Source organism: Streptomyces griseoviridis (assembly GCF_005222485.1).
GTDB lineage: Bacteria > Actinomycetota > Actinomycetes > Streptomycetales > Streptomycetaceae > Streptomyces > Streptomyces hintoniae.
The window spans coordinates 2047358-2066016 of record NZ_CP029078.1 but is presented as its reverse complement, the minus strand read 5'-3'; the positions used below and the strand labels follow the sequence as shown (position 1 = coordinate 2066016).

The 18659-nt window shown below is 73.1% G+C and carries 15 protein-coding genes; 5 read left to right on the top strand and 10 right to left on the bottom strand.

Annotated features, from left to right (window positions below):
• Nucleotides 1-120 precede the first annotated feature (120 nt).
• Nucleotides 121-2772, bottom strand: coding sequence for an alpha-L-rhamnosidase C-terminal domain-containing protein (locus tag DDJ31_RS08210; protein WP_127180947.1), 2652 nt, complete (start codon nt 2770-2772; stop codon nt 121-123).
• A 474-nt stretch (nt 2773-3246) separates the two neighbouring features.
• Between DDJ31_RS08210 and DDJ31_RS08205 the strand changes: the two genes are divergently transcribed.
• Nucleotides 3247-4107 (top strand): esterase/lipase family protein, encoded by an 861-nt coding sequence (locus DDJ31_RS08205; RefSeq protein ID WP_127180948.1) that lies wholly within the window; start codon nt 3247-3249, stop codon nt 4105-4107.
• 58 nt (nt 4108-4165) lie between these two features.
• Here DDJ31_RS08205 and DDJ31_RS08200 read toward each other — a convergent pair whose 3' ends face one another.
• Complete coding sequence (locus DDJ31_RS08200; RefSeq protein ID WP_127182900.1) at nt 4166-5242, bottom strand: lytic polysaccharide monooxygenase auxiliary activity family 9 protein; 1077 nt, start codon at nt 5240-5242, stop codon at nt 4166-4168.
• 284 nt (nt 5243-5526) lie between these two features.
• On the opposite strand from DDJ31_RS08200, the gene DDJ31_RS08195 reads away from it, so the two are divergent.
• A complete protein-coding gene (locus tag DDJ31_RS08195; RefSeq protein WP_127180949.1) occupies nt 5527-6012 on the top strand; it encodes a GNAT family N-acetyltransferase in 486 nt (161 codons plus the stop codon).
• 127 nt (nt 6013-6139) lie between these two features.
• Here DDJ31_RS08195 and DDJ31_RS08190 read toward each other — a convergent pair whose 3' ends face one another.
• The gene (locus tag DDJ31_RS08190; protein ID WP_164785021.1) at nt 6140-6277 is read right to left on the bottom strand and encodes a hypothetical protein; all 138 of its coding nucleotides are present in this window, start codon (nt 6275-6277) and stop codon (nt 6140-6142) included.
• Between the two features lie 139 nt (nt 6278-6416).
• Between DDJ31_RS08190 and DDJ31_RS08185 the strand changes: the two genes are divergently transcribed.
• A complete protein-coding gene (locus DDJ31_RS08185) occupies nt 6417-7160 on the top strand; it encodes a class I SAM-dependent methyltransferase (protein WP_127180950.1) in 744 nt (247 codons plus the stop codon).
• On the opposite strand, the gene DDJ31_RS08180 is transcribed toward DDJ31_RS08185, so the two are convergent.
• Nucleotides 7141-7641, bottom strand: a complete 501-nt coding sequence (locus DDJ31_RS08180) for a DUF402 domain-containing protein (RefSeq protein WP_127180951.1) — start codon at nt 7639-7641, stop codon at nt 7141-7143. The genes DDJ31_RS08185 and DDJ31_RS08180 overlap by 20 nt on opposite strands.
• The gene (locus DDJ31_RS08175; RefSeq protein ID WP_127180952.1) at nt 7622-8551 is read right to left on the bottom strand and encodes a GNAT family N-acetyltransferase; all 930 of its coding nucleotides are present in this window, start codon (nt 8549-8551) and stop codon (nt 7622-7624) included. The genes DDJ31_RS08180 and DDJ31_RS08175 overlap by 20 nt, the downstream gene beginning before the upstream one ends.
• A gap of 71 nt (nt 8552-8622) precedes the next feature.
• Here DDJ31_RS08175 and DDJ31_RS08170 point away from each other — a divergent pair, with 71 nt between their 5' ends.
• Nucleotides 8623-9003, top strand: a complete 381-nt coding sequence (locus tag DDJ31_RS08170) for a GntR family transcriptional regulator (RefSeq protein ID WP_164785022.1) — start codon at nt 8623-8625, stop codon at nt 9001-9003.
• Nucleotides 9004-9080: 77 nt separating this feature from the next.
• On the opposite strand, the gene DDJ31_RS08165 is transcribed toward DDJ31_RS08170, so the two are convergent.
• The gene (locus DDJ31_RS08165) at nt 9081-10175 is read right to left on the bottom strand and encodes a DUF5925 domain-containing protein (protein WP_127180954.1); all 1095 of its coding nucleotides are present in this window, start codon (nt 10173-10175) and stop codon (nt 9081-9083) included.
• 165 nt (nt 10176-10340) lie between these two features.
• Between DDJ31_RS08165 and DDJ31_RS08160 the strand changes: the two genes are divergently transcribed.
• Nucleotides 10341-11768, top strand: coding sequence for a GH39 family glycosyl hydrolase (locus DDJ31_RS08160; RefSeq protein WP_127180955.1), 1428 nt, complete (start codon nt 10341-10343; stop codon nt 11766-11768).
• A 124-nt stretch (nt 11769-11892) separates the two neighbouring features.
• Here DDJ31_RS08160 and DDJ31_RS08155 read toward each other — a convergent pair whose 3' ends face one another.
• The 4 genes from DDJ31_RS08155 to DDJ31_RS08140 are packed head-to-tail and all read right to left on the bottom strand — an operon-like array spanning nt 11893 to nt 18436.
• Nucleotides 11893-15828 (bottom strand): lipopolysaccharide biosynthesis protein, encoded by a 3936-nt coding sequence (locus tag DDJ31_RS08155; protein WP_127180956.1) that lies wholly within the window; start codon nt 15826-15828, stop codon nt 11893-11895.
• A complete protein-coding gene (locus DDJ31_RS08150) occupies nt 15821-16624 on the bottom strand; it encodes a polysaccharide deacetylase family protein (RefSeq protein ID WP_127180957.1) in 804 nt (267 codons plus the stop codon). The genes DDJ31_RS08155 and DDJ31_RS08150 overlap by 8 nt, the downstream gene beginning before the upstream one ends.
• Entirely contained in the window at nt 16617-17618 is a 1002-nt protein-coding gene (locus DDJ31_RS08145; protein WP_127180958.1) for a glycosyltransferase family 2 protein, read from the bottom strand. The genes DDJ31_RS08150 and DDJ31_RS08145 overlap by 8 nt, the downstream gene beginning before the upstream one ends.
• Nucleotides 17615-18436: a glycosyltransferase family 2 protein gene (locus DDJ31_RS08140; RefSeq protein WP_127180959.1), complete on the bottom strand. Its 822-nt coding sequence runs from the start codon at nt 18434-18436 to the stop codon at nt 17615-17617. Before DDJ31_RS08140 ends, DDJ31_RS08145 begins: the two co-directional genes overlap by 4 nt.
• Nucleotides 18437-18659: the final 223 nt, after the last annotated feature.

Here is an 18659-nt window from a genome sequence, read left to right as displayed (position 1 = left end):
AGGGTGAGGGGTGAGGGGTGAGGGGTGAGGTCGCGGGCGGGATCGGGACCGTCGGCGGACCGGTCCCGGCAGAGGCGACCAGCCGCCCGCCCCTCGTCCCCGCCCGAGGCCCGTCCGCCGCTATCCGCGTCCGGTCGTCGCCGTGAAGGAGTGGGTCCCCGGGCCCAGGTCCGAGACCGTGACGCGGCCTCCGCTGACAGACACCGAACGGGCCGACACGCGGCCGCCGTTCCAGAGCACCCGGCCCCCGCCGCGGACGGTCAGCCGGCCGCTGTCCCCCGGCAGCGCGACGGCACCCCGGGTACCGGCGGGCACGTGCACCGTGACGGCGAAAGCGGTCGAGGTCCGGTTCCACTCGACCCGCAACGGACCGTGTGGTGTGGGGAGTTGGCCCTGCGCCCAGCTGACGTCCCCCGGGTGCGGCCTGACCTCCCAGGTGGCGTATCCCGGTGAGGTCGGCCGGGCGCCCAGGAGTTGATGGGTCAGCGCCGGCAGCACACCGGTGGACCAGCCGTGCGCCATGCTGGTGTAGGCGTCCTCGTAGAGGGAGCCGTCGGGCCCGATGCCCTCCCAGTGGGTGATGCCGGGGTCGTGGCCGTCCATCCACCCGTAGGTGCGGCGGATCTGGTCGAGGGCGGAGTCGGCCCGCCCGGTCTCGAACCTGGCCACGATCTCCGGGTACGAGGTGAAGGCGTACACCCGCTGGGAGGCGCCGTCGAAGAGCGTGTCGTTGTCCATGAACGCGTTGCCGTACGGGCGGCGGGTGGTCGCGTCGAGATGGGCCAGCGCCGACGCCGCCCGCCCGGCGTCCGCGATCCCCGCGGTGACGGCGATGGCGTTGCCGTCCTGCGCGTGCCGCACCGGACCGGTCCCCGAGTCCAGGTAGGCGCCGGCCGACGCGTCCCACAACTGGGCGTTGACCGCGTCCCGGACCCGGCCCGCCCGCTCGGTCCAGCGGTCCGCGTCGGCCCGGCGCCCCAGCCAACGGGCCAGCGCCGCCGCGTCGTTGAGGGCCTGGACGTAGTTCGCGTTGTAGTAGGTGATCCTTCCGGTGCGGCCGAGGAAGGCGTAGTCCCCGTATCCGCCGGTGTCGTTGAGGCCCTTGCTGAGCAGGCCCGCGCTGTCGGTGACGCTCGGGTACCAGACGTCGAGCACCTTCAGCAGGTTCGGGTAGTGGCGTTCGGCGTAGCCGCGGTCGCCGGTGTACAGGACGTAGTCCCAGCTGCACGTCACCCACCACAGGGGGTAGTCGAACAGGGGGAGCGTGTAGGCGTTGATGGAGGCCGGGGGTATCCAGCCGTCGGCGCGCTGGTGCGCGGCCAGGTCGGCCAGTACGTTGCGGGCCGCTTCGGCGGCCTCGTCATGGGTCAGATAGAGGGTGCGGGCGGAGACCGCCAGGTCGCCGACGTAGGGGTCGCGGTCGCGCTTCGGCCCGTCGTGCAGGACCAACTGCCCTTCCAGGGAGGCGCTCCAGGCGTTGCGCGGGTCGACGTCGTCCTGCCGGAAGGTGTCGGTGACCAGCTCGTTGGTGTACGAGGCGCCGTACCAGTAGCGGTTGAGGTCGTCGTCGGAGCAGAGGAACCAGCCGCGGTAGGTAGCCGGTGTGCCCAGATAGGCGGTGAAGTCCAGGCCGACGGAGTCGATCTCGACCGTCCCCCAGGGTTCGGCCGCCGGGGCGTCCGACGCCAGGGCGTCCAGGGTGATCTTGAGATAGCGGAAGCCGTGCAGGCCGTCCGCGTACACCTGGGTGCCGTTCTGGTGGCCCTTGCGGTCGGTCCAGTCCGCGCCGCCCGCCGGGACGGCGAACTGGTCCGTGCCCTGGGCCGGCACCCCCGACTGGTCGGAGCGGGTGAAGTCGGAGCGGTCGGTGAGGAACTGCCGGGTCTCGGAGAAGGCGAGGCGCACACCGGGGGAGTTGTCGGACGCCGAGGTGAACCGGACGCGCGGGTACCCGACGACGACCTTGCCGAAGTCCACGGTGACGCTGGGGGGTTCGACCGGTTCGACGGCCTCGGGCCACACCTCGTTGATCCGGGTGAAGGCCCCGCGCGGGGTGTCCTGGACCGCCGTCACCGTGATGCGGACCCGGGTGGTGGAGACCGGCCGGGCGAACGGGACGGCCCGGTGGCTGACATCGTTGTCGGCGACCGTCGCGGCGGTCCACCAGCCGCCGTCCCGCCAGACGTCGACGGTGAAGTCGGTCGGCACGCCGTCGCTGTTGGAGACGACGGTGATCCCGGACAGCTCCCGGGCGGCGGGCAACGTGAGGGTGAGCGTGTCGGGGAACTCGCCCAGGGTGTCGTCGTTCCAGAAGGTGTCCGGGTCGCCGTCGATGGCGTTGCCCGCGTCGTAGGTGCGCGGCCTGCCGTCGTTGCCGTTGTTGCCCGCGTGCGCCGACGACGCCTCGGCCACCGTCCCCTCGGGCCAGCGCGGAGCCGCCGCGGGCCGCGGTCTGCGCAGCACGGTCCGGGCACCGCCGGGCGCCAACAGCCCTTCGGGGGCGCGCACATCGCCCGTGGTGGCGAGCACCAGGACCGGGCGGACGGTACGGGAGGCGGGGGCCTGCACATAGCGCTGCCAGCCGGTGCCGAGGCGCGGGGCGCGGGGCGTTCTCCCGTGGACCGCCGTCCCGTGGACCGCGTCGCCGTCGGCCGCGCCCGCCGTCGGGGCTCCGAGCGCGGAGAGGGCCACCGCACCGGCCCCTGCGGCGACGACCGTACGTCTGCGGGGGGCTGGCCGCGCGCCGGTACCGGGGGTTTCTGGCAACGTCATGACGCCTCTCATTCCTCAGTGGTCAACTGACTGAAACGATTCAAACGCGTCGGGCGAGGCGACGTTATCCCAGGACGTGCCGTGCGTACAGGGAGCGCGCAGCGGTTCGCGTGTGACGGGTGCGGCTTCTGTTCCCTGGCGGGCGGGCCCTCGGCTTCCGGGCGGGCGACCCTCGGCTTCCGGGCGGCCGACTCTCTGGTTTCCGGTGGCGGGCCGGAGGGTTCCGTGACGGACCGGAGGGTTCCGGTCGCAGGCCGGGTGGGTCCCGACGGCGGGGCGGGCGCTTCCCGGTGACGGATCGGAGGATTCCGTCCGCCCGGCGGGTCGTTCGGTCGGTGCCGGAACTTTTTACTGACGCGTAACTTCACAGTTGTACTACTCGCCCGTAACTTGGCGAATGAAAAGCATCCTCGTGATCCGGATCACAGGGCGTCAGGCCGTCGCACCCCCCTTGAGCCGCAAGGAGATCACTCGATGCTGCCCTGGAAACGAGTGTTCAGACCCCTGGCCGCGGTCCTTCTCGCCGCCGCCGTGTCCGTCATCCCCGCCACCGCCGCACACGCCGCGTCCGCGCCGAGCACCGGCTGGAACGACTACTCCTGCAAACCCTCCGCCGCCCACCCCCGCCCCGTGGTACTGGTCCACGGCACGTTCGCCAACTCCGTCGACAACTGGCTCGGCCTCGCCCCCTACTTGGAGGACCGCGGCTACTGCGTCTTCTCCCTCGACTACGGCCGGCTGCCCGGCGTCCCGCTCATCGGCGGCCTCGGACCCGTCGACGCGTCGGCCGCCCAACTGTCCACCTTCGTCGACAAGGTGCTCGCCGCCACCGGCGCCGCCAAGGCCGACCTCGTCGGCCACTCGCAGGGCGGCATGATGCCCCGTTACTACCTGAAGTTCCTCGGCGGAGCCGCCAAGGTGAACGCCCTCGTCGGCATCGCGCCCAGCAACCACGGCACCGACCTGGACGGCCTCACCAACCTCCTGCCGTACTTCCCCGGCGTCGGCGACCTGCTCACCACCAAGACCCCCGCCCTCGCCGACCAGGTCGTCGGCTCCGCGCTCCTCACCAAGCTGAACGCCGGCGGCGACACCGTGCCGGGCGTCCACTACACCGTCATCGCCTCCAAGTACGACGAGGTGGTCACGCCCTACCGGAGCCAGTTCCTCAGCGGATCCGACGTGCGCAACGTCCTGTTGCAGAACCTGTGCGCCGTCGACCTCAGCGAGCACGTGCTGATCGGCCTGACCGACCGGATCGCCTTCCACGAGGTCGCCAACTCCCTCGACCCCGCCCACGCCACGCCCACCACCTGCGCCTCGGCGCTCAGTTGACGCACAACGGGGTCTGTCCGGCCTGAGCCGCCGGACAGACCCCGCCCCTCGTCGGCCGTCAACGACCGTGTCGGCCACTGACGTTCACGGCGCGACGGCGGACCGAGGCGAACAGCGTCGCCGCGCCCAGTGCCAGGACGGCGGCGCCGCCGACGGCGAGATACGGGGTGGTGGAGTCCGCGCCCGTCTCCGCGAGGTTCTGCGAACTCCCGGCCGCCTTGGGCTCGTTGACCCCGCTGCCCGGGTCGGAACCGGTGGCCGCGGCGGCCTGCGAGGGCTCCGTGCCCGCCGTCGTCGCTGCCGTGGTCGGCTCCGCCGAGGTGGCGGCGTCGTCGTCACCGTGCCCGTGGTGCTCGACCGTCGACTTGTCCGCGCCCGCCTCGATCTGCTTCTCGGAGGGCACGGACGCGCTCGGCGCGGGCGCGGGACCGGCCGCCGAACCGGGGGTGTCACCGCTCGCCGTCCCGGCGCCCCCGGCCCCGCCCGCGCCGCCGAAGGTGACGTCCGAGCAGGAGTAGAACGCCTCCGGGCTGTCCGAGCGCTGCCAGACGGCGTACAGCAACTGCTGCCCCGCGCGCTCCGGAAGCGCGCCCGAGAACGTGTAGAACCCGCCCGTCGCGACCGGGTCGGTGGACGTCGCCACCGGGTGCTCCAGATCCAGGTCGGACCAGGCCAGCGGCTTGGCCGGGTCGTAGCCCGACCGGGTGATGTACACCTTGAACGTGCCCTTGTGCGGCGCCGTCACCCGGTACTTGAAGGTGTACGAACCGGCCTTCACGGCGGTCGCGGGCCAGTCGGCGCGGGCCAGGTCGAGGCCCTTGAACTCCTCACTGTTCGCGCTGCACAGCTTGCCGTCCGGGATCAGCGTCTGGTGGCGGCCGTCGGCGTCACCGATGCGGATGCCGTTCCAGTCGTAGAGCGCCTGCGTACCGCCGGCCGCGACCGCCGCCTTGCACGCCTCCGACCTCGGGCTCTCCGGTCCCTCCGCGTAGCACTGCGAGACCCTGCTGACCGGGTCGCCCATCGTGCCGTGCGCGGCCGCGGGGGCTGCGGCCAGCGCGGTCAGGGCGAGCGGGGCGACACCGACGGCGGCGAAGCTCGCGACGACGGCGGCGGCCCTGCGGCGCGCGGGCACGGCGGGCTGGGGGGCCATGGATGCCATGGGTGCCATGGGGGAACTCCTCGGTACGGCCTCGTCTTGGCGTGGGCGCGGTCCCGACGGGGTCCGGTCCGGCGGGTGCGGCCTGGTGGGGCACACGGCCCGTCGGGGTCCGGTCCCGCGGGTGCGATCCCGTGGGGGGCGATCAGAAGCTAGCGCCAAGAAACCGCGGAATCGCCTGCTGAGGGCGGCCGGGGGAGATCCTTATGGTGCCGTTAAGGGAGTGCTGAGACTGCGCTCAGGTAGGTACCGTTCACCCCATGACGCAGGACGAGATCCGGCTCGCCGTCGCCGCCGACGTACCGGCCGTGCGGGACGTGACCGACGCCGCCTACCGGCCCTTCATCGCGCGCATCGGACTGGTGCCGGTGCCCATGCGGGCCGACCACGCGGCGGACGTCGCCGCCGGGAAGGTGTTCGTGACCGGCGACCCGGTGACCGGTCTCGTCGTCGTGGAGGCGCGCGGGGACCATCTGTTCCTCGACAGCATCGCCGTCCACCCCGACACGCACGGCCGGGGCGTGGGACGGCGGCTGCTGCACTTCGTGGACGCGCACGCGCACGCCCTCGGGCTGCCCGAGGTCAGGCTCTACACCAACGCGCTGATGACCGAGAACCAGAAGATCTACCCGCGCTACGGGTACGAACTGGTGGAACGCCGTCTCGACGGCCCGTACGACCGGCTCCACTACCGCAAGCGGCTCGACCCGACGCACGGGGACGGAGACCGGCCGGCGGGGCGGTGATCGACGGGGCGACGACCGACGCGGCGGTGAGCGAGGGGCGATGGCCGACGGGGCGATGGCCGGCGGCCCGGTCGCCTGTCCGTCCGCCCGTCCGCCCGTCCGTCTGCCGGACCGGCCGGGCGTCGGGTCAGTTGTCGGGCCACCAGGTGCGGGCGATGTCCTCGCGGATCTCCGGGCGCGCGCCGGGCCGCCGTTCGGACTCCTCGCGCACACGGCGCGAGTCCGGCTTCCTGATCAGGGGCTTCTGCACGGTGGTACGGCGCATGCCTGCCTCCTCGCAGCGCCTGCCGGGTTCCCTGCGCTCAGGGCGGCAGACCCTTTCCGGGAGGGTGACCCATCGGCCCCGGCCTGTCTGTGGCGCCCGTCACTCCGGGACTGTCAGTGGCGGGTGTCACGCTGGGCCCATGACCATCGACGAGCCGGGCGGGGCCCGGCGCGGGGCCCGCGAGGAGTGGGACGCGCGGGCCGCCTCCTTCGACGACGAGCCCGACCACGGGCTGCGCGACCCCCTGGTCCGCCGAGCCTGGGCCGACCGGTTGGCCGACTGGCTGCCGGGCCGCCCTGGTGCCGTCCTTGATGTCGGCTGCGGCACCGGCAGCCTCTCCCTCCTGGCGTCCGAGAGCGGCCACCGTGTCACCGGTGTGGACCTCTCACCCGCCATGGTGGCGCTGGCCAGGGCCAAGCTCGCCGGCCGGGACGCGCGGTTCCTCGTCGGCGACGCGTCGGCGCCCCCGGTGGGCGGGCAGCGCTTCGACGCCGTCCTCGCCCGGCACGTCCTGTGGACGCTGCCCGACCCTGCCCGCACCCTGCGCGGCTGGTACGACCTGCTGCGTCCCGCCGGCCGGCTCGTCCTGGTGGAGGGCGTGTGGGGCGCCGTCGACCCGGTCGGGATACCTGCCGAGCGGCTCACCGCCCTGCTCGCGCCGATCGCCCCCGACATCCGTCTGGAGCGGCTGTCGGACGACCCCGCGCTGTGGGGAGGACCCGTCGCGGACGAACGGTACGCGGTGCTCGCGCGGGCCAGCCGGGACGACCGAGGCAGCGGGAACGACCGGGCCAGCCGGACGGTCGGGTTAGCGGGGACGGCCGGGGCAGCGGGTCGTGAACGCGGGGGAGACCGGAGCGGGTTCATGCCAGGAGCGTCGTGAACTCGTCCGTCGCGGCCAGCGCCGCCAACTCGTCGAGGGCCGACGTCGCGGCCCTCGCCGCCCGCGGGTCGCGTTCCGCGAGGCCGCTCGCGGCGAACTCGTCCTCGTCGAGCCTGCGGACGTCCGTCCCGTCGGCGGACCGCCACAGGTCCAGGTCGAGATCCTCGACGAGCAGCTCGGAGCCGGTCAGCACGGCCGGGCGGGTCACATCGCAGTACCAGCCCTTGAGCGCACCAGAGGAGTCCCGCACCTCCTTCACCGCGTACCAGCGGTCCCGCCAGTAGTACTCGGTGAACACATCGCCCGGCGCGAAGCGCACGAACCCGAAGTCCCGCACGCCCTCGCCCGCCCAGGGGGCGCTGACGACGATACGGACACCGTCGTCGTGGACCAGCCCGGCCGCGTAACGGATCTTCGTGCGGCCCGCCTTGACGAGCCTGACCGTCAACCCGGTCGCGGGATCAGCCGAGTTCGCGGACATACCGCACCTCCGTGGCGACGATCTCGTAGCCCAGCCACGAGTTGACCGCGAGCATCGGTCCGTTGCCGCCGTCGTTGCCGGTCAGGGCCTCGGTGACACCCGCGGCACGGGCCCGGTGCAGGGAGGCGTTCTTCGTGAGCTTGGCGAGCCCGCGGCCCCGGAACGCGCGGGCGGTGCCGGTCATCGCGGTGGCGTAGCGGCCCCGCCCGTCCGTGTGGGCGAGGCTGAACGCGGCGGGAACGCCGTCCACCAGGGCGACCATGGACAGCTCCCGGTCCAGCATCGGATGCTCCCACGTCGACGCGGCCCACTCCTGGTAGCCGGCTGACCCGCTCTCGACGTCGCTCGGTTCGTCGGCCGCGGTCTCCAGGTCCAGCGCGAACAGCGGGCGCGGATCGTCGGCGAAGCCGGCGGCGGGACGCAGCTGGACACCGGGCGGCGCGGGCTGGAGCGGCGGCAGCGTGGCGGCCGTCAGGTCGAGCCGCAGGAAGTGCGCGTGGCGGGCGGCGCGGTAGCCGTGCCGTTCGGCGAACGCGCGGTGGGCCGGGGCGTCCAGCACCCAGGCGAACAGCTTCGTCGCCCCGTGCGCGGCGAGGTGCTCCTCGCAGGCGCGGACCAGCGCCGTCCCCGCGCCCCGGCGCGCCCGCTCCGGGGCGACATAGACAGTGAAGCAGCCCTGTCCAGGCTCCGGGCTGTCGTGGACGAGGTCCACCTGGGCGGTGCCGATCACCTCGCCGTCCGCCTCGGCCACCAGGGCGCGTCGGCGGGCCGCCGGCGGGGTGTGGGCGAGGAGGTGGAGGGTGCCCTCCGCCGTCCACAGGAGGTGGGGGAGGGCCCGGTGGCGGGAGCGGGCGAAGCGCTCCGCATCGTCCCGGTCCTCGGTGCGGAGGTCGCGCACGATCACGGTCATGGGCGTGCACGCTACGGGCGGGGCAGGATCGTGCGCCCCTCATTTTCCGGCGGGTGCGGGACAATCAGCGCGTGACGTTGAAGATCGACATCGATGACAGTGCCGCGCCCTACGAGCAGGTGCGGGCGCAGATCTCCGAACAGGCGCGGGCCGGGACGCTGCCCGTGGGGTACCGGCTGCCGACGGTCAGGGGGCTCGCCGAGTCGCTGGGCCTGGCGGCGAACACGGTAGCCAAGGCGTACCGGGCGCTTGAGGCCGACGGGGTGATCGAGACGCGGGGCCGCAACGGCACGTTCGTCGCCGCCGCCGGCCCGGCGGCGGAACGGGAGGCCGCGGCGGCGGCGCAGGTCTACGCGGAGCGGGCCCGACGGCTCGGCCTTGACGAGGCCACGGCCCTGGCCACCGTCCGGGACGCGCTGCGGGCCGGGTACGGCCGGGACAGGAAGGGCTGACGGGCGGGACGGGAACGGCTGACGGCCGGGACGGGACCTCTGCCCCTGCCCTCGCCGTCCCCCTCGCCCCCCGCCCCCTACAGATACAGCCCCGCGTCCGTGCCCTCTCGGGGTTCCGGTAGGGACGTCGGTGAGGTGCCCCGGCGTAGGGCGTACAGCTCCGCGAGTGTCGCGCCCTCGCGGCCCACGCCCTCCTCCGTGCCCAGCCAGTTGGTGGCCTCCGGGCGGGTGAGGGGGCCGATCTCGATGCGGGCGAGACAGCGGCCGGGGCGCACGACGGCCGGGTGGAGCCGCTCCAGGTCCTCGTTGGTGGTGACCCCCACCAGGACGTTGCGGCCCTGCCCGAGCAGCCCGTCGGTGAGGTTGAGCAGCCGGGAGAGCGCCTGGCCCGCCGTGTGCTTGGCCTCGCCGCGGATCAGCTCGTCGCAGTCCTCCAGCAGGAGCAGCCGCCAGCGGCCCTTGCCGGTGCCGTCGTCCTCGCCGATCGCGATGTCCATCAGATAGCCGACGTCGGAGAACAGCCGTTCGGGGTCGAGGACGCAGTCCACCTGGCACCAGTCACGCCAGGAGCGGGCCAGGGTGCGCAGCGCCGACGTCTTCCCGGTGCCCGGCGGACCGTGCAGCAGCAGCAGCCGGCCCGCGATGTCCTCGGGGGTCGTCTTCATCAGCCGGTCCATCGCGTCGGCGACCGGCGCCGTGTAGTTGGGGCGGACCTCGTCCCAGGTGCCGGCCGAGATCTGCCGGGTGGTGCGGTACGGGCCGCGCCGGGGGGAGACGTACCAGAAGCCCATCGTCACGTTGTCTGGCTGGGGTTCGGGTTCGTCGGCCGCGCCGTCGGTGGCCTGGTCGAGGACCTGCTCGGCGAGGTCGGCGGTGGTCGCGGTGACCGTGACGTCCGCGCCTCGGCTCCAGCGGGAGATCAGCAGCGTCCAGCCGTCGCCCTCGGCGAGGGTCGCGCTGCGGTCGTCGTCGCGCGCGACCCGCAACACCCGAGCGCCGGGCGGCAGCAGCGTCGCCGCGGACTTCACCCGTTCGATGTTCGCCGCGTGCGAGTACGGCTGCTCGCCCGTCGCGAAACGGCCGAGGAACAGCGCGTCGACGACGTCGGACGGCGAGTCGCTGTCGTCGACGTTGAGCCGGATCGGCAGCGCGTCGTGTGGGTTCGCAGACATGCCGTCCATGATCCGGCACCGGGGCGCCGAGTGCACCCGGTTTCGTGGTCCGCCGGGTGTGTCGGCCGTGTCGCGGACGGCCGGGGCGCCCGGTCCGCCCGGCCCCGGTGCCGGACGTCCCGACATCCCGCCCGCCCGGGTCCCGGCCCGGTTACTGTTGCCACGATGGCACGTCATGAGTGGACTTCGGGGGCATGGCGGTGGCGGCTCGCCGCCCTGCTCGGGGTGGGCGTGGCGGTACTCGCCCTGGTCGTGACGGTGATCAGGACGCCGCCCGACGACGGCGCCGACACGGCGGGCACCTCACGCGACGGCGACCGGGTGCACGGCACCCCGGCCACCCCGCCCGGCCCGCGGGGGCCCGAGGTCGGCTGGGGCTTCACCCACACCCAGTACAGCGCCGACGAGGGCGACGACACCGCGACCGAACGGGTCGACCGGCTCGTCCGGGACGCCCGAGGCATGCCGCAGGACCAGGCGCTGATGGGCTGGGGCGCCGACAACCCCGAGCCGGTGAAGGGGCGTTACGACTTCGGCGCGATGGACCGCCGCATCGACTTCATCCGCGCCTCGGGCGGCACCCCCGTCGTCACCCTGTGCTGCTCACCCGACTGGATGAAGGGCGGCGAGCCGGGTGTCGGCGCCACCGACTGGAGCCAGGCCGCGCTGGAGACGGCCCCGCGGCCCGAGCACTACGCGGACTTCGCCGCGCTCGCCGCGACCGTCGCCGAACGGTACCCGGACGTACGGCACTTCATGGTCTGGAACGAGTTCAAGGGTTTCTGGGACGACGCCAAGGCCCGCTGGGACTACGAGGGTTACACCAGGCTGTACAACCTCGTGTACCGGGCCCTGAAGAAGGTCGACAAGGACATCATGGTCGGCGGCCCCTACCTGGCCATGGACAGCCTGGATCCTCGGGCGCACGACGCCTCCCGCACGGTGCGGGGGAGTTGGGGCGCGATGGACCAGCGGGTCCTGGACGCCTTCACCTACTGGAACCGGCACAAGGCGGGCGCCGACTTCGTCGTCGTCGACGGCTCCAGCTACACCAACGACGACGAGCTGCTGCCGGACGAGTTCGCGGCCACCGACAAGTTCACCGCCGTCGGCGCCTGGGTGCGGCGGCAGACCGGGGAGCTGCCCCTGTGGTGGTCCGAGTACTACGTCGAGCCCGCCGACGGCAACGACGAGCGGCGGGGCTGGTCCGAGACCCGCAGGGTCGCCGTCCAGGCCGCCGGTCTGATCGCGATGGTCAAGGGCGGCGCCACGTCCGGCTTCTACTGGAACCCGCAGGACGAGAAGGGCACCGACTGCCCCGGCTGCCTGTGGACACCGACCTACGGTTCTGACGGCGGCCGCAAGCTGCCCATGTTCGGGCTGCTCTCCCGCTTCCACCGGGAGTTCCCGCCCGGCACCCGGTACCGGTCGGTGCCGGTGGCCGCCGACGACGTGCCGAACGTCCGGGTCCTCGCCGACGACCGGACGGTCCTGGTGGTCAACACCCTCGACCGGACGATCAGCGCGAAGGTCGACGGCGAACGCTTCGAGATGCAGGCGTACGGGGTGAAGTGGCTCAAACGGCAGCGCTGAGCACCCTTCACCCGACGGCGGAAGTGGCTCAAGCGGCGGCGCTGAGCCCCTTCACCCGACGGCGCCGGCCGACCGCTGGGCCGCCGCTCTCCCACCGGCCGGCCGAGCGCCACCGTCCCCGCTGCTACTTCATCGTCAGGAACCGCTGCACCAGCGACGCCAGGAACACCGCGAGCAGCGGCAGGCAGAACCAGAAGCTGCCCTGCATCCAGTGCAGTTGGCGCACGCTGGGCCGGACCGCCACCCGGACCACCTCCCGTGCCGTCAGCAGGACGATCAGCGCCACCGCCGCGAGGCCGCCGACGATCGACCACGGCGTCCAGGTGATCCGGGGCCCGATCGGACCCGGGTCGGCCTTCGGCACCGCGCCGGGCGGCTGCTCCCGCAAGGCGTAGACCGTCGCGTCCCCGTTGCCGAGGACCTTCTCCAACTCGGGCCGCCGGTCCAGGTTCTGGAGCAGCCGCGGCTCCCAGGTCGTGGCGTAGCCGACGTCCATCTCCAGATACGTCACCTGGCTCCGGTTGACCATCAGATAGGAGTGCGGGCCCGCGTCCCGCAACGCCTTGACCAGGCCGGACACCAGCACCGGGTCGCCCGGCGCGAGGGTGGGCACATAGTCGACCCGTTCCATGTCCTTCGCGCCCCACGGCATCGCCGGGGTCACGTTGTTGACGGGGTCGTCGCTCAACCACAGCAGCCTGACCGTCGGATCGTCGTGGGCGTACACGTACTCCATGGCCGTGACCTCGCCCGGTCTGATCCGCTCGAACGCCTCGTTGCCCCAACGGGCCACCAGGAAGCCGCCCATGAGCAGCAGTCCGGCCAGCACCGCGGCCAGCGGGGCGAGACTCACCCGGTCCTTGTCCCGTTCCTCGGCGGTGACGCCTGTGCGCGGGAAGAGGGCGAGACCCGAGAGGAGGGCCGCGCCGGGCAGCGCGAACATGAAGACGCGCAGCGCCATCTCGCCGCCGTAGGACTGCATGCCGAAGCCGAGGAACGGGACGAACGTGAGGACCGGCAGGGACACTTCCCGGTACCGGTGGTGGCGCCGGCGCAGCCAGCCCCAGCAGGCGGACGCCATCACCCCGCCGGCCAGCAGCACCCGCGCGTACAGCACCAGTTTGTGGGTCGAGCTGCCGCCCTCGATCCGCCCCGACACCGACGACGACACATTGCCGCCGACCCCGCCGAGCCCGCCGAACAGGTCGTCGAAGTGCCCTGACCAGTAGGGCTCGGCCATGAAGCCGAGCCAGCCGACGACCAGCACCGTGAACAGCAGCGGGAGGCCGCGCAGTTCGCTGCGGCGCAGCATGACCAGCACGGTGAGGACGCCGAGCATCACGAACGGGGTGAGCTGGTGGGCCGGGACGCTCGCCGCGAAGAGGCCGATCACCACCGCGAGCAGCACGGCCTGCTGCCGCCGCTCGGTCGGCTCGACCTCCAGTTCGCCCGGCCGCGTCCTGGTCCACACCACCCGGGGCGCCCGGAACCACACCAACAGCACGGCCACGAACGCCAGATAGAGCAGGTACGTGAAGCCCTGCGGCGAGAAGTAGTCCTGGCCGACCCAACTGCTCAGCGCGAAGACCCAGACGCCGGTCCACCGGGCCCGCCAGCTCGCCCGTAGAGAACGCGTCAGGAGGAACAGCGGTGCCAGGTAGAGGAGTTCGATGAGGGTCGGCCACCAGCGGATCACCTCGGTGAGGTCCGTGACCCCGCAGGCCCGCGCGACGAACGCGGCCACCGCGAAGAACCCCGGCCAGCTCCAGCGGGCGTCCAGGTCGGGCACGGCGGACCCGGTGCGGTCGATGTAGTCGAGGAAGCCGAGGTGCTGCCACGCCGTCGCGAACCGGGGCTGTGTCTCGATGACCGCGGGCAGCGCGTGCAGGGACAGGACCGTCGCGAGGAGGGTCACCAGCAGCAGCGCCCTGTGCTCGTGGCCGAGCCTGAGCAGCGCACCGAAGACCAGCACGAGCAGGGCGGCCCCGGCCAGCGTCGGCAGCGGCAGCACGGAGATCAGGCCGAGCCCGCCCATCCGGTCCAGGTCGGCCTCGCCGAGCCGCGCGGCGGGCACCCAGTACAGCAGCAGCGCGGCGGCCAGCAGCGAGCCCAGCACCGCCCCGGCCCTGGTCGGCCGCAGCCGCTCCCGCCAGGACGGCGACGCCTGCGCCGGCACGTCGAGCCCGCCGTCGAGGAGCCCGCCGTCACCGACCCCACCGTTACCGGGCCCGCCCCGGCTGGACTCGTCCTCGTCGAGCCCGTCGTCGGGGAGCCCGCCGTCACCGAGCCCGCCCCGACCGAACGCGTGCCCACCGGGCCCGCCCTGGCCGAATCCGCTTTCACCGAGCCCGCCCCAGCCGAACTCGCCCTCACCGACCCCGCCTTGGCCAGGTCCGTGCCCGTCGACCCCGTCCGGCTCCCCGTCGGAGCCGGCCCCCGCCCGTCCCTGCGCCCATCGCGGCGACCGGTCCGCGCCCAGGGCCGGTTCACCGGGGTCGGGAACCGGCGTGCCCGAGGGCGGGGTGCCGGGACCCGGGCGGACGTCGGGCCTGCGCTCCTGGTGGTCGAAGTCGACGTGGACGCCGAGTGCGAGCGTGTCGCTGTCCAGCGCCCAGGCCGGGCCGCGTCTGCGCGGCTTCCCGGCGGACGGCGCCTCGCGCGCGCCCAGGTCGGCGAGGTCCCCGTCGGGCGACACCCCGTCGTCCCGGCCGGGCGCGGGCGCGGTCCTGATCGTGCGCAGCAGCTTCGGCGCGGCGACCGCGACGATCACCGCGAGGCTGGAGATCTCCGCGACGCCCGCGCCGGTCAGCCCCATCCGGGGCAGCAGCAGCAGCGTCAGACTGAGCACCAGGACGCACAACAGGCCCTGGAGCCAGGCGAGTCCGGCGGTACGGCTCTGGGCCCGCAGCACCGCGAAGTACGTCTCCATCACGACCCGCAGCAGCGCGCCGACCGCGAACCAGCGCAGCAGCGGGGTGGCCGCGTCCGCGTACCCCGCGCCGAACGCGCCCAGGATCCACGGCGCCCCGACGAAGAGGCCGCCGCAGACCGGCAGCATGATGCGCGCCATCCGCTTGAGGGCGGCGCGGGTGTCGGCGGCGAGCCTGGCTGGGTCGTGCGAGCCCTCCACGGTCAGCGAGGCGCCCATGTTGATGGCGAGCAGGTTGACCGTGCCGCCGATCGTCGTGGTGATGTAGAAGTACGCGTTGTCCTCGGAGCTGACCTGGGACGCGATGAGCACCGGCACCAGGTAGACCACGGCGAGCGAGAACAGCGAGCCGGTGTAGTCACCGGCCAGGAACCGCCCGATCTCGCGCAGCGTGGGCGGTGCCGCCCGCCCCTCGGTGGCCCGCACGTGCCGGGGCACGAGGCGCCGGAACACCAGCCAGCCGAGCGGCACGACCGAGGTCGCTATCGCGGCGACCCACGACACGAAGACGCCGGCCATCGGCACCGCCAACGCGCACCCGACGAGCAGCGCCAACTTGACGGCGGAGAACAGGGTGTTGCCCACCGGCACCCAGGGCGCGCTGCGCAGCCCGGTCAGCACCCCGTCCTGGAGGGTGAGCAGGTTCCACGCGACGACGGCGAGGAGGAACCCGGCGCCGGCGAGCGCGCCGTGCAGGAAGCGGTACGAGGGCCCGAACCGGTCGAGGGTCAGCAGGAAGATCCCGGCCGCGCACGCCACGACCAGCGAACTGCCCGCGTAAGTGCGGAGGATGAGGCGCCCGGTGGCGGGTCCCGCGACCGGGATGAAGCGGGCCAGGGCGCCGGTGAGGGTCACCGCCGTCAGGCCCGCGAGGAACTTCATCGCGGCGATGGCGGCGGAGCCCTGCCCGACCGCGTCCTCGGTGTAGTAGCGGGCGGCTGCCAGCCAGAAGCCGAGTCCGAGGACGGCGGAGATGCCCGTGTTCAGCATCAGCGCGTAGGCGTTGCGGAACAGCTGGCTGCCGCCGTCGGACCCGCCGAGCCCCGGCAGTCTGAGGCGGCGACCCCGCTGCCGGGTCTTCTCCTCGGTCGGGGGCGCCGCGGCCTCGGTGGTGGTGGTCGTGTCAGACACGGGAACGGATGGCCTTCCGGCGGAGCTGTCGTGCTCTGCGGACCAGGGCGTACCCCTTGGTGAGGGCCCGGTCCCTGGCGAACTCGCGGGTGAGGGCGCGGCCTTGGAGGAGCCGCTCGAACTCCTCGATGCCGGTGCCCCGGCGTACGGTGACGCGGCGCAGCGCGTAGGGGCCCTGACGGCGGCGGGCGAGGCCGTTGCCGACGGCGAGCGCCTGCGACCAGCCCGTCTCGCGCACGGCCGCCCGCACCCGGCGGTTCGAGTAGCCGTACGGGTAGGCGAACGAGGCGGGTGCGCGGCCCAGTTCGGCGGTGACGATCTCCCGGCAGTGGCGCAGCTCGTGCCGGAGCGGGCCGTCGTCGAGCTGGTCGAGCTGCGGATGGGTGTGGCTGTGGCCGCCGATCTCGACGTCCACGGCGGCCAGTTCCCGCACCTGGTCCCAGTCCAGCATGGTGTCGGGGCAGCCCCCGGTGTGGTGGGCGCCCCTGATCCAGCCGGTGGAGACGAACAGGGTCGCGGGGAAGCCGTGCCGGGCGAGGGAGGGCAGCGCGTACCGGTGGACGCCCTCGTAGCCGTCGTCGAAGGTGATGAGCAGCGGGCGGGCCGGGAGGGGCCGGCCGCCGCGCCAACTGGACGCGAGGTCGGCGGTGTTGACCGGCGTCATGCCCAGGTCGGCGATGAGCCGCAGCTGTTCGGCGAACGCGCTGGGGGTCACCGAGAGGGTCCGGGTGGCGGGGTGGGGGGTGGTGGCGACCGCGTGGTACATGAGGATCGGCACGGGGGTGGCGTCAGGCATCACGGGTCCCCTCGATCCTGGTGGCGGTGAAGGCCGTCGCGTCGCGGCGGGCCCGCACGCTGCCGACCAGGTAGCCGCCGGCCGCGGTGAGCACCCCGGCGACGATCGCGCCCGCCCGTCCCGCGCCGCCGGGGCGGGCCAGTACTACGTCCCGCAGCCCGCGCACGACGCCGGCGGGCAGCACCCGGGTGGTGTACCGGCGTTCGGACTCAAGTCCCTTGCCCGCGCCGACACTTCGCGCCACCAGTGCTTTGGAGAGTCCCTCGGCGTAGGTGCGCGCGCGGAAGTACCCGAAGTGCTCACGTGCCGCGGGCACCCGGTGGTGGATGACCGCGCGGTCGTCGATCAGCAGGACGGCGTCCGGGCGGAGTTGGCCGAGACGGATGCACAGCTCCGTCTCCTCGCCGCCCAGCGGGCGCCGGTCGCCGTCGCGTCCGATGCCGGTGGCGAAGCCGCCCGCCGCGTCGAACGCGGTGCGCCGGAACGAGGCGTTGCCGCCGAGCACGTTGCGCACCCTGACCCGGCCGGGCGGCAGCCCGCGGTAGGTGCAGCCCACCACCCAGTCGAACTCCTCGGGGAACCAGGCGGGTCGGCGGCCCGACGCCCAGACGGGCACGGTACGGCCGCCGACCGCGAGCACCCGCGGGTCGGCGTAGCCCTCGGCGAGGCGGCGCAGCCAGTCGCGTTCGGCGACCGCGTCGTCGTCGAGGAAGGCGATCACCTCGCCGTGCGAGGCGGCGATGCCGGTGTTGCGCCCGGCGGACAGGCCGCGCGGCCCGGCGTTGGCGAGCACCCGCACCGCGCCTGGCCCCTCGGGCGCGTTCCCGTACTCCTTGGTGAGCCGTTCCAGCAGCGCCTGGTTGTGGTCGACGACGAGCAGTGTCTCCCTGGCCTGGCGGGACTGCGCGCGCACCGAGGAGACCGCCGCGAGGATGTCCTCCCAGCGGTCCTCGGTGTAGACGCAGATCACGACGGATATGTCGGGACCGCTCAAGACACCTCTCCCCGCACCGAGTCGAGCATCGGCGAGTGGCGCACGCGGCGGCGCAGGGCGCGCCGGTTGGAGCGTTCCCCGAGGATCACCTTGAGGACCCGCAGCCCGTCCCTGACGGCCCGCAGATTGCTGGTGCCGTGGATGCGGAGGTACTCGTGGCTCGGGATCTCCTGCACCTTCAGGCCCGCCTTGACGACCCGGATGTTCATCAGGGTCTCCACCTCGAAGCCGGTGCAGTCGAGTTCGATCTTGTCGAGGCAGTGCCGCCAGAAGGCGTTGTAGCCGTAGCAGAGGTCGGTGTAGCGGGCGCCGAACTTGCGGTTGACGACGGTGCACAGCGCCCAGTTGCCGAGTTTGCGGATGAACGTCATGTCGTCGGTGCCGCCGCCGTTGGCGAAGCGGGAGCCCTTGGCGAAGTCGGCGCCCGAGACCAGCGCGGAGACGTAGGAGACGATCTCGTTGCCGTCGGCCGAGCCGTCCGCGTCGACCATCACGATGATGTCGCCGCTGCACGCCTCGAACCCGGTGATCAGCGCGTCGCCCTTGCCCTTGCCGCGCTGTTCGACGACCTTGACCTGCGGCCACAGCGAACGGGCCACTTCGACGGTGTCGTCGGTGGAATTGCCGTCCACGAGAACCACTTCATGTATCCAGTCAGGAAGTGTCTTGAAGACGTAGGGGAGATTCTCGGCCTCATTCATGGCGGGAATGACCACGCTCACCGGCGGCGTGATCGCCAGATGGGAAGAGATGGGCCGATAGGTGACGGTGGTTGACGGTTCGTGGCCGGTGGCCGCGGGCCGCAGAACGGAACTCATGAGTCTGGTCCCTCTCGTCCGGCTGGACCGCCCGCCCCTGGGCGGCCCGGCGATATATCCGGTTCGAAAGGGGGGTTCTCACCCCGGCGGCATGACGAATTGGCGCTCCGTGCATGTCGGGTGAGCTGGCATGACTGGCCGGCAGCCGGACAGCGGCCGCCGGTCGCGCGGCACGGCCCGGTCACCGGTGCGGTCACCGAGCACGGCACCCCCCTACCGCGCC

What these genes read in the sequence shown, in the direction of transcription:
- DDJ31_RS08210 (WP_127180947.1), bottom strand. Translation starts at nt 2,772, where the DNA reads ATGACGTTGCCAGAAACCCCCGGTACCGGCGCGCGGCCAGCCCCCCGC.
- DDJ31_RS08205 (WP_127180948.1), top strand. Translation starts at nt 3,247, where the DNA reads ATGCTGCCCTGGAAACGAGTGTTCAGACCCCTGGCCGCGGTCCTTCTC.
- DDJ31_RS08195 (WP_127180949.1), top strand. Translation starts at nt 5,527, where the DNA reads ATGACGCAGGACGAGATCCGGCTCGCCGTCGCCGCCGACGTACCGGCC.
- DDJ31_RS08190 (WP_164785021.1), bottom strand. Translation starts at nt 6,277, where the DNA reads ATGCGCCGTACCACCGTGCAGAAGCCCCTGATCAGGAAGCCGGACTCG.
- DDJ31_RS08185 (WP_127180950.1), top strand. Translation starts at nt 6,417, where the DNA reads ATGACCATCGACGAGCCGGGCGGGGCCCGGCGCGGGGCCCGCGAGGAG.
- DDJ31_RS08180 (WP_127180951.1), bottom strand. Translation starts at nt 7,641, where the DNA reads ATGTCCGCGAACTCGGCTGATCCCGCGACCGGGTTGACGGTCAGGCTC.
- DDJ31_RS08175 (WP_127180952.1), bottom strand. Translation starts at nt 8,551, where the DNA reads ATGACCGTGATCGTGCGCGACCTCCGCACCGAGGACCGGGACGATGCG.
- DDJ31_RS08165 (WP_127180954.1), bottom strand. Translation starts at nt 10,175, where the DNA reads ATGTCTGCGAACCCACACGACGCGCTGCCGATCCGGCTCAACGTCGAC.
- DDJ31_RS08160 (WP_127180955.1), top strand. Translation starts at nt 10,341, where the DNA reads ATGGCACGTCATGAGTGGACTTCGGGGGCATGGCGGTGGCGGCTCGCC.
- DDJ31_RS08150 (WP_127180957.1), bottom strand. Translation starts at nt 16,624, where the DNA reads ATGCCTGACGCCACCCCCGTGCCGATCCTCATGTACCACGCGGTCGCC.
- DDJ31_RS08140 (WP_127180959.1), bottom strand. Translation starts at nt 18,436, where the DNA reads ATGAGTTCCGTTCTGCGGCCCGCGGCCACCGGCCACGAACCGTCAACC.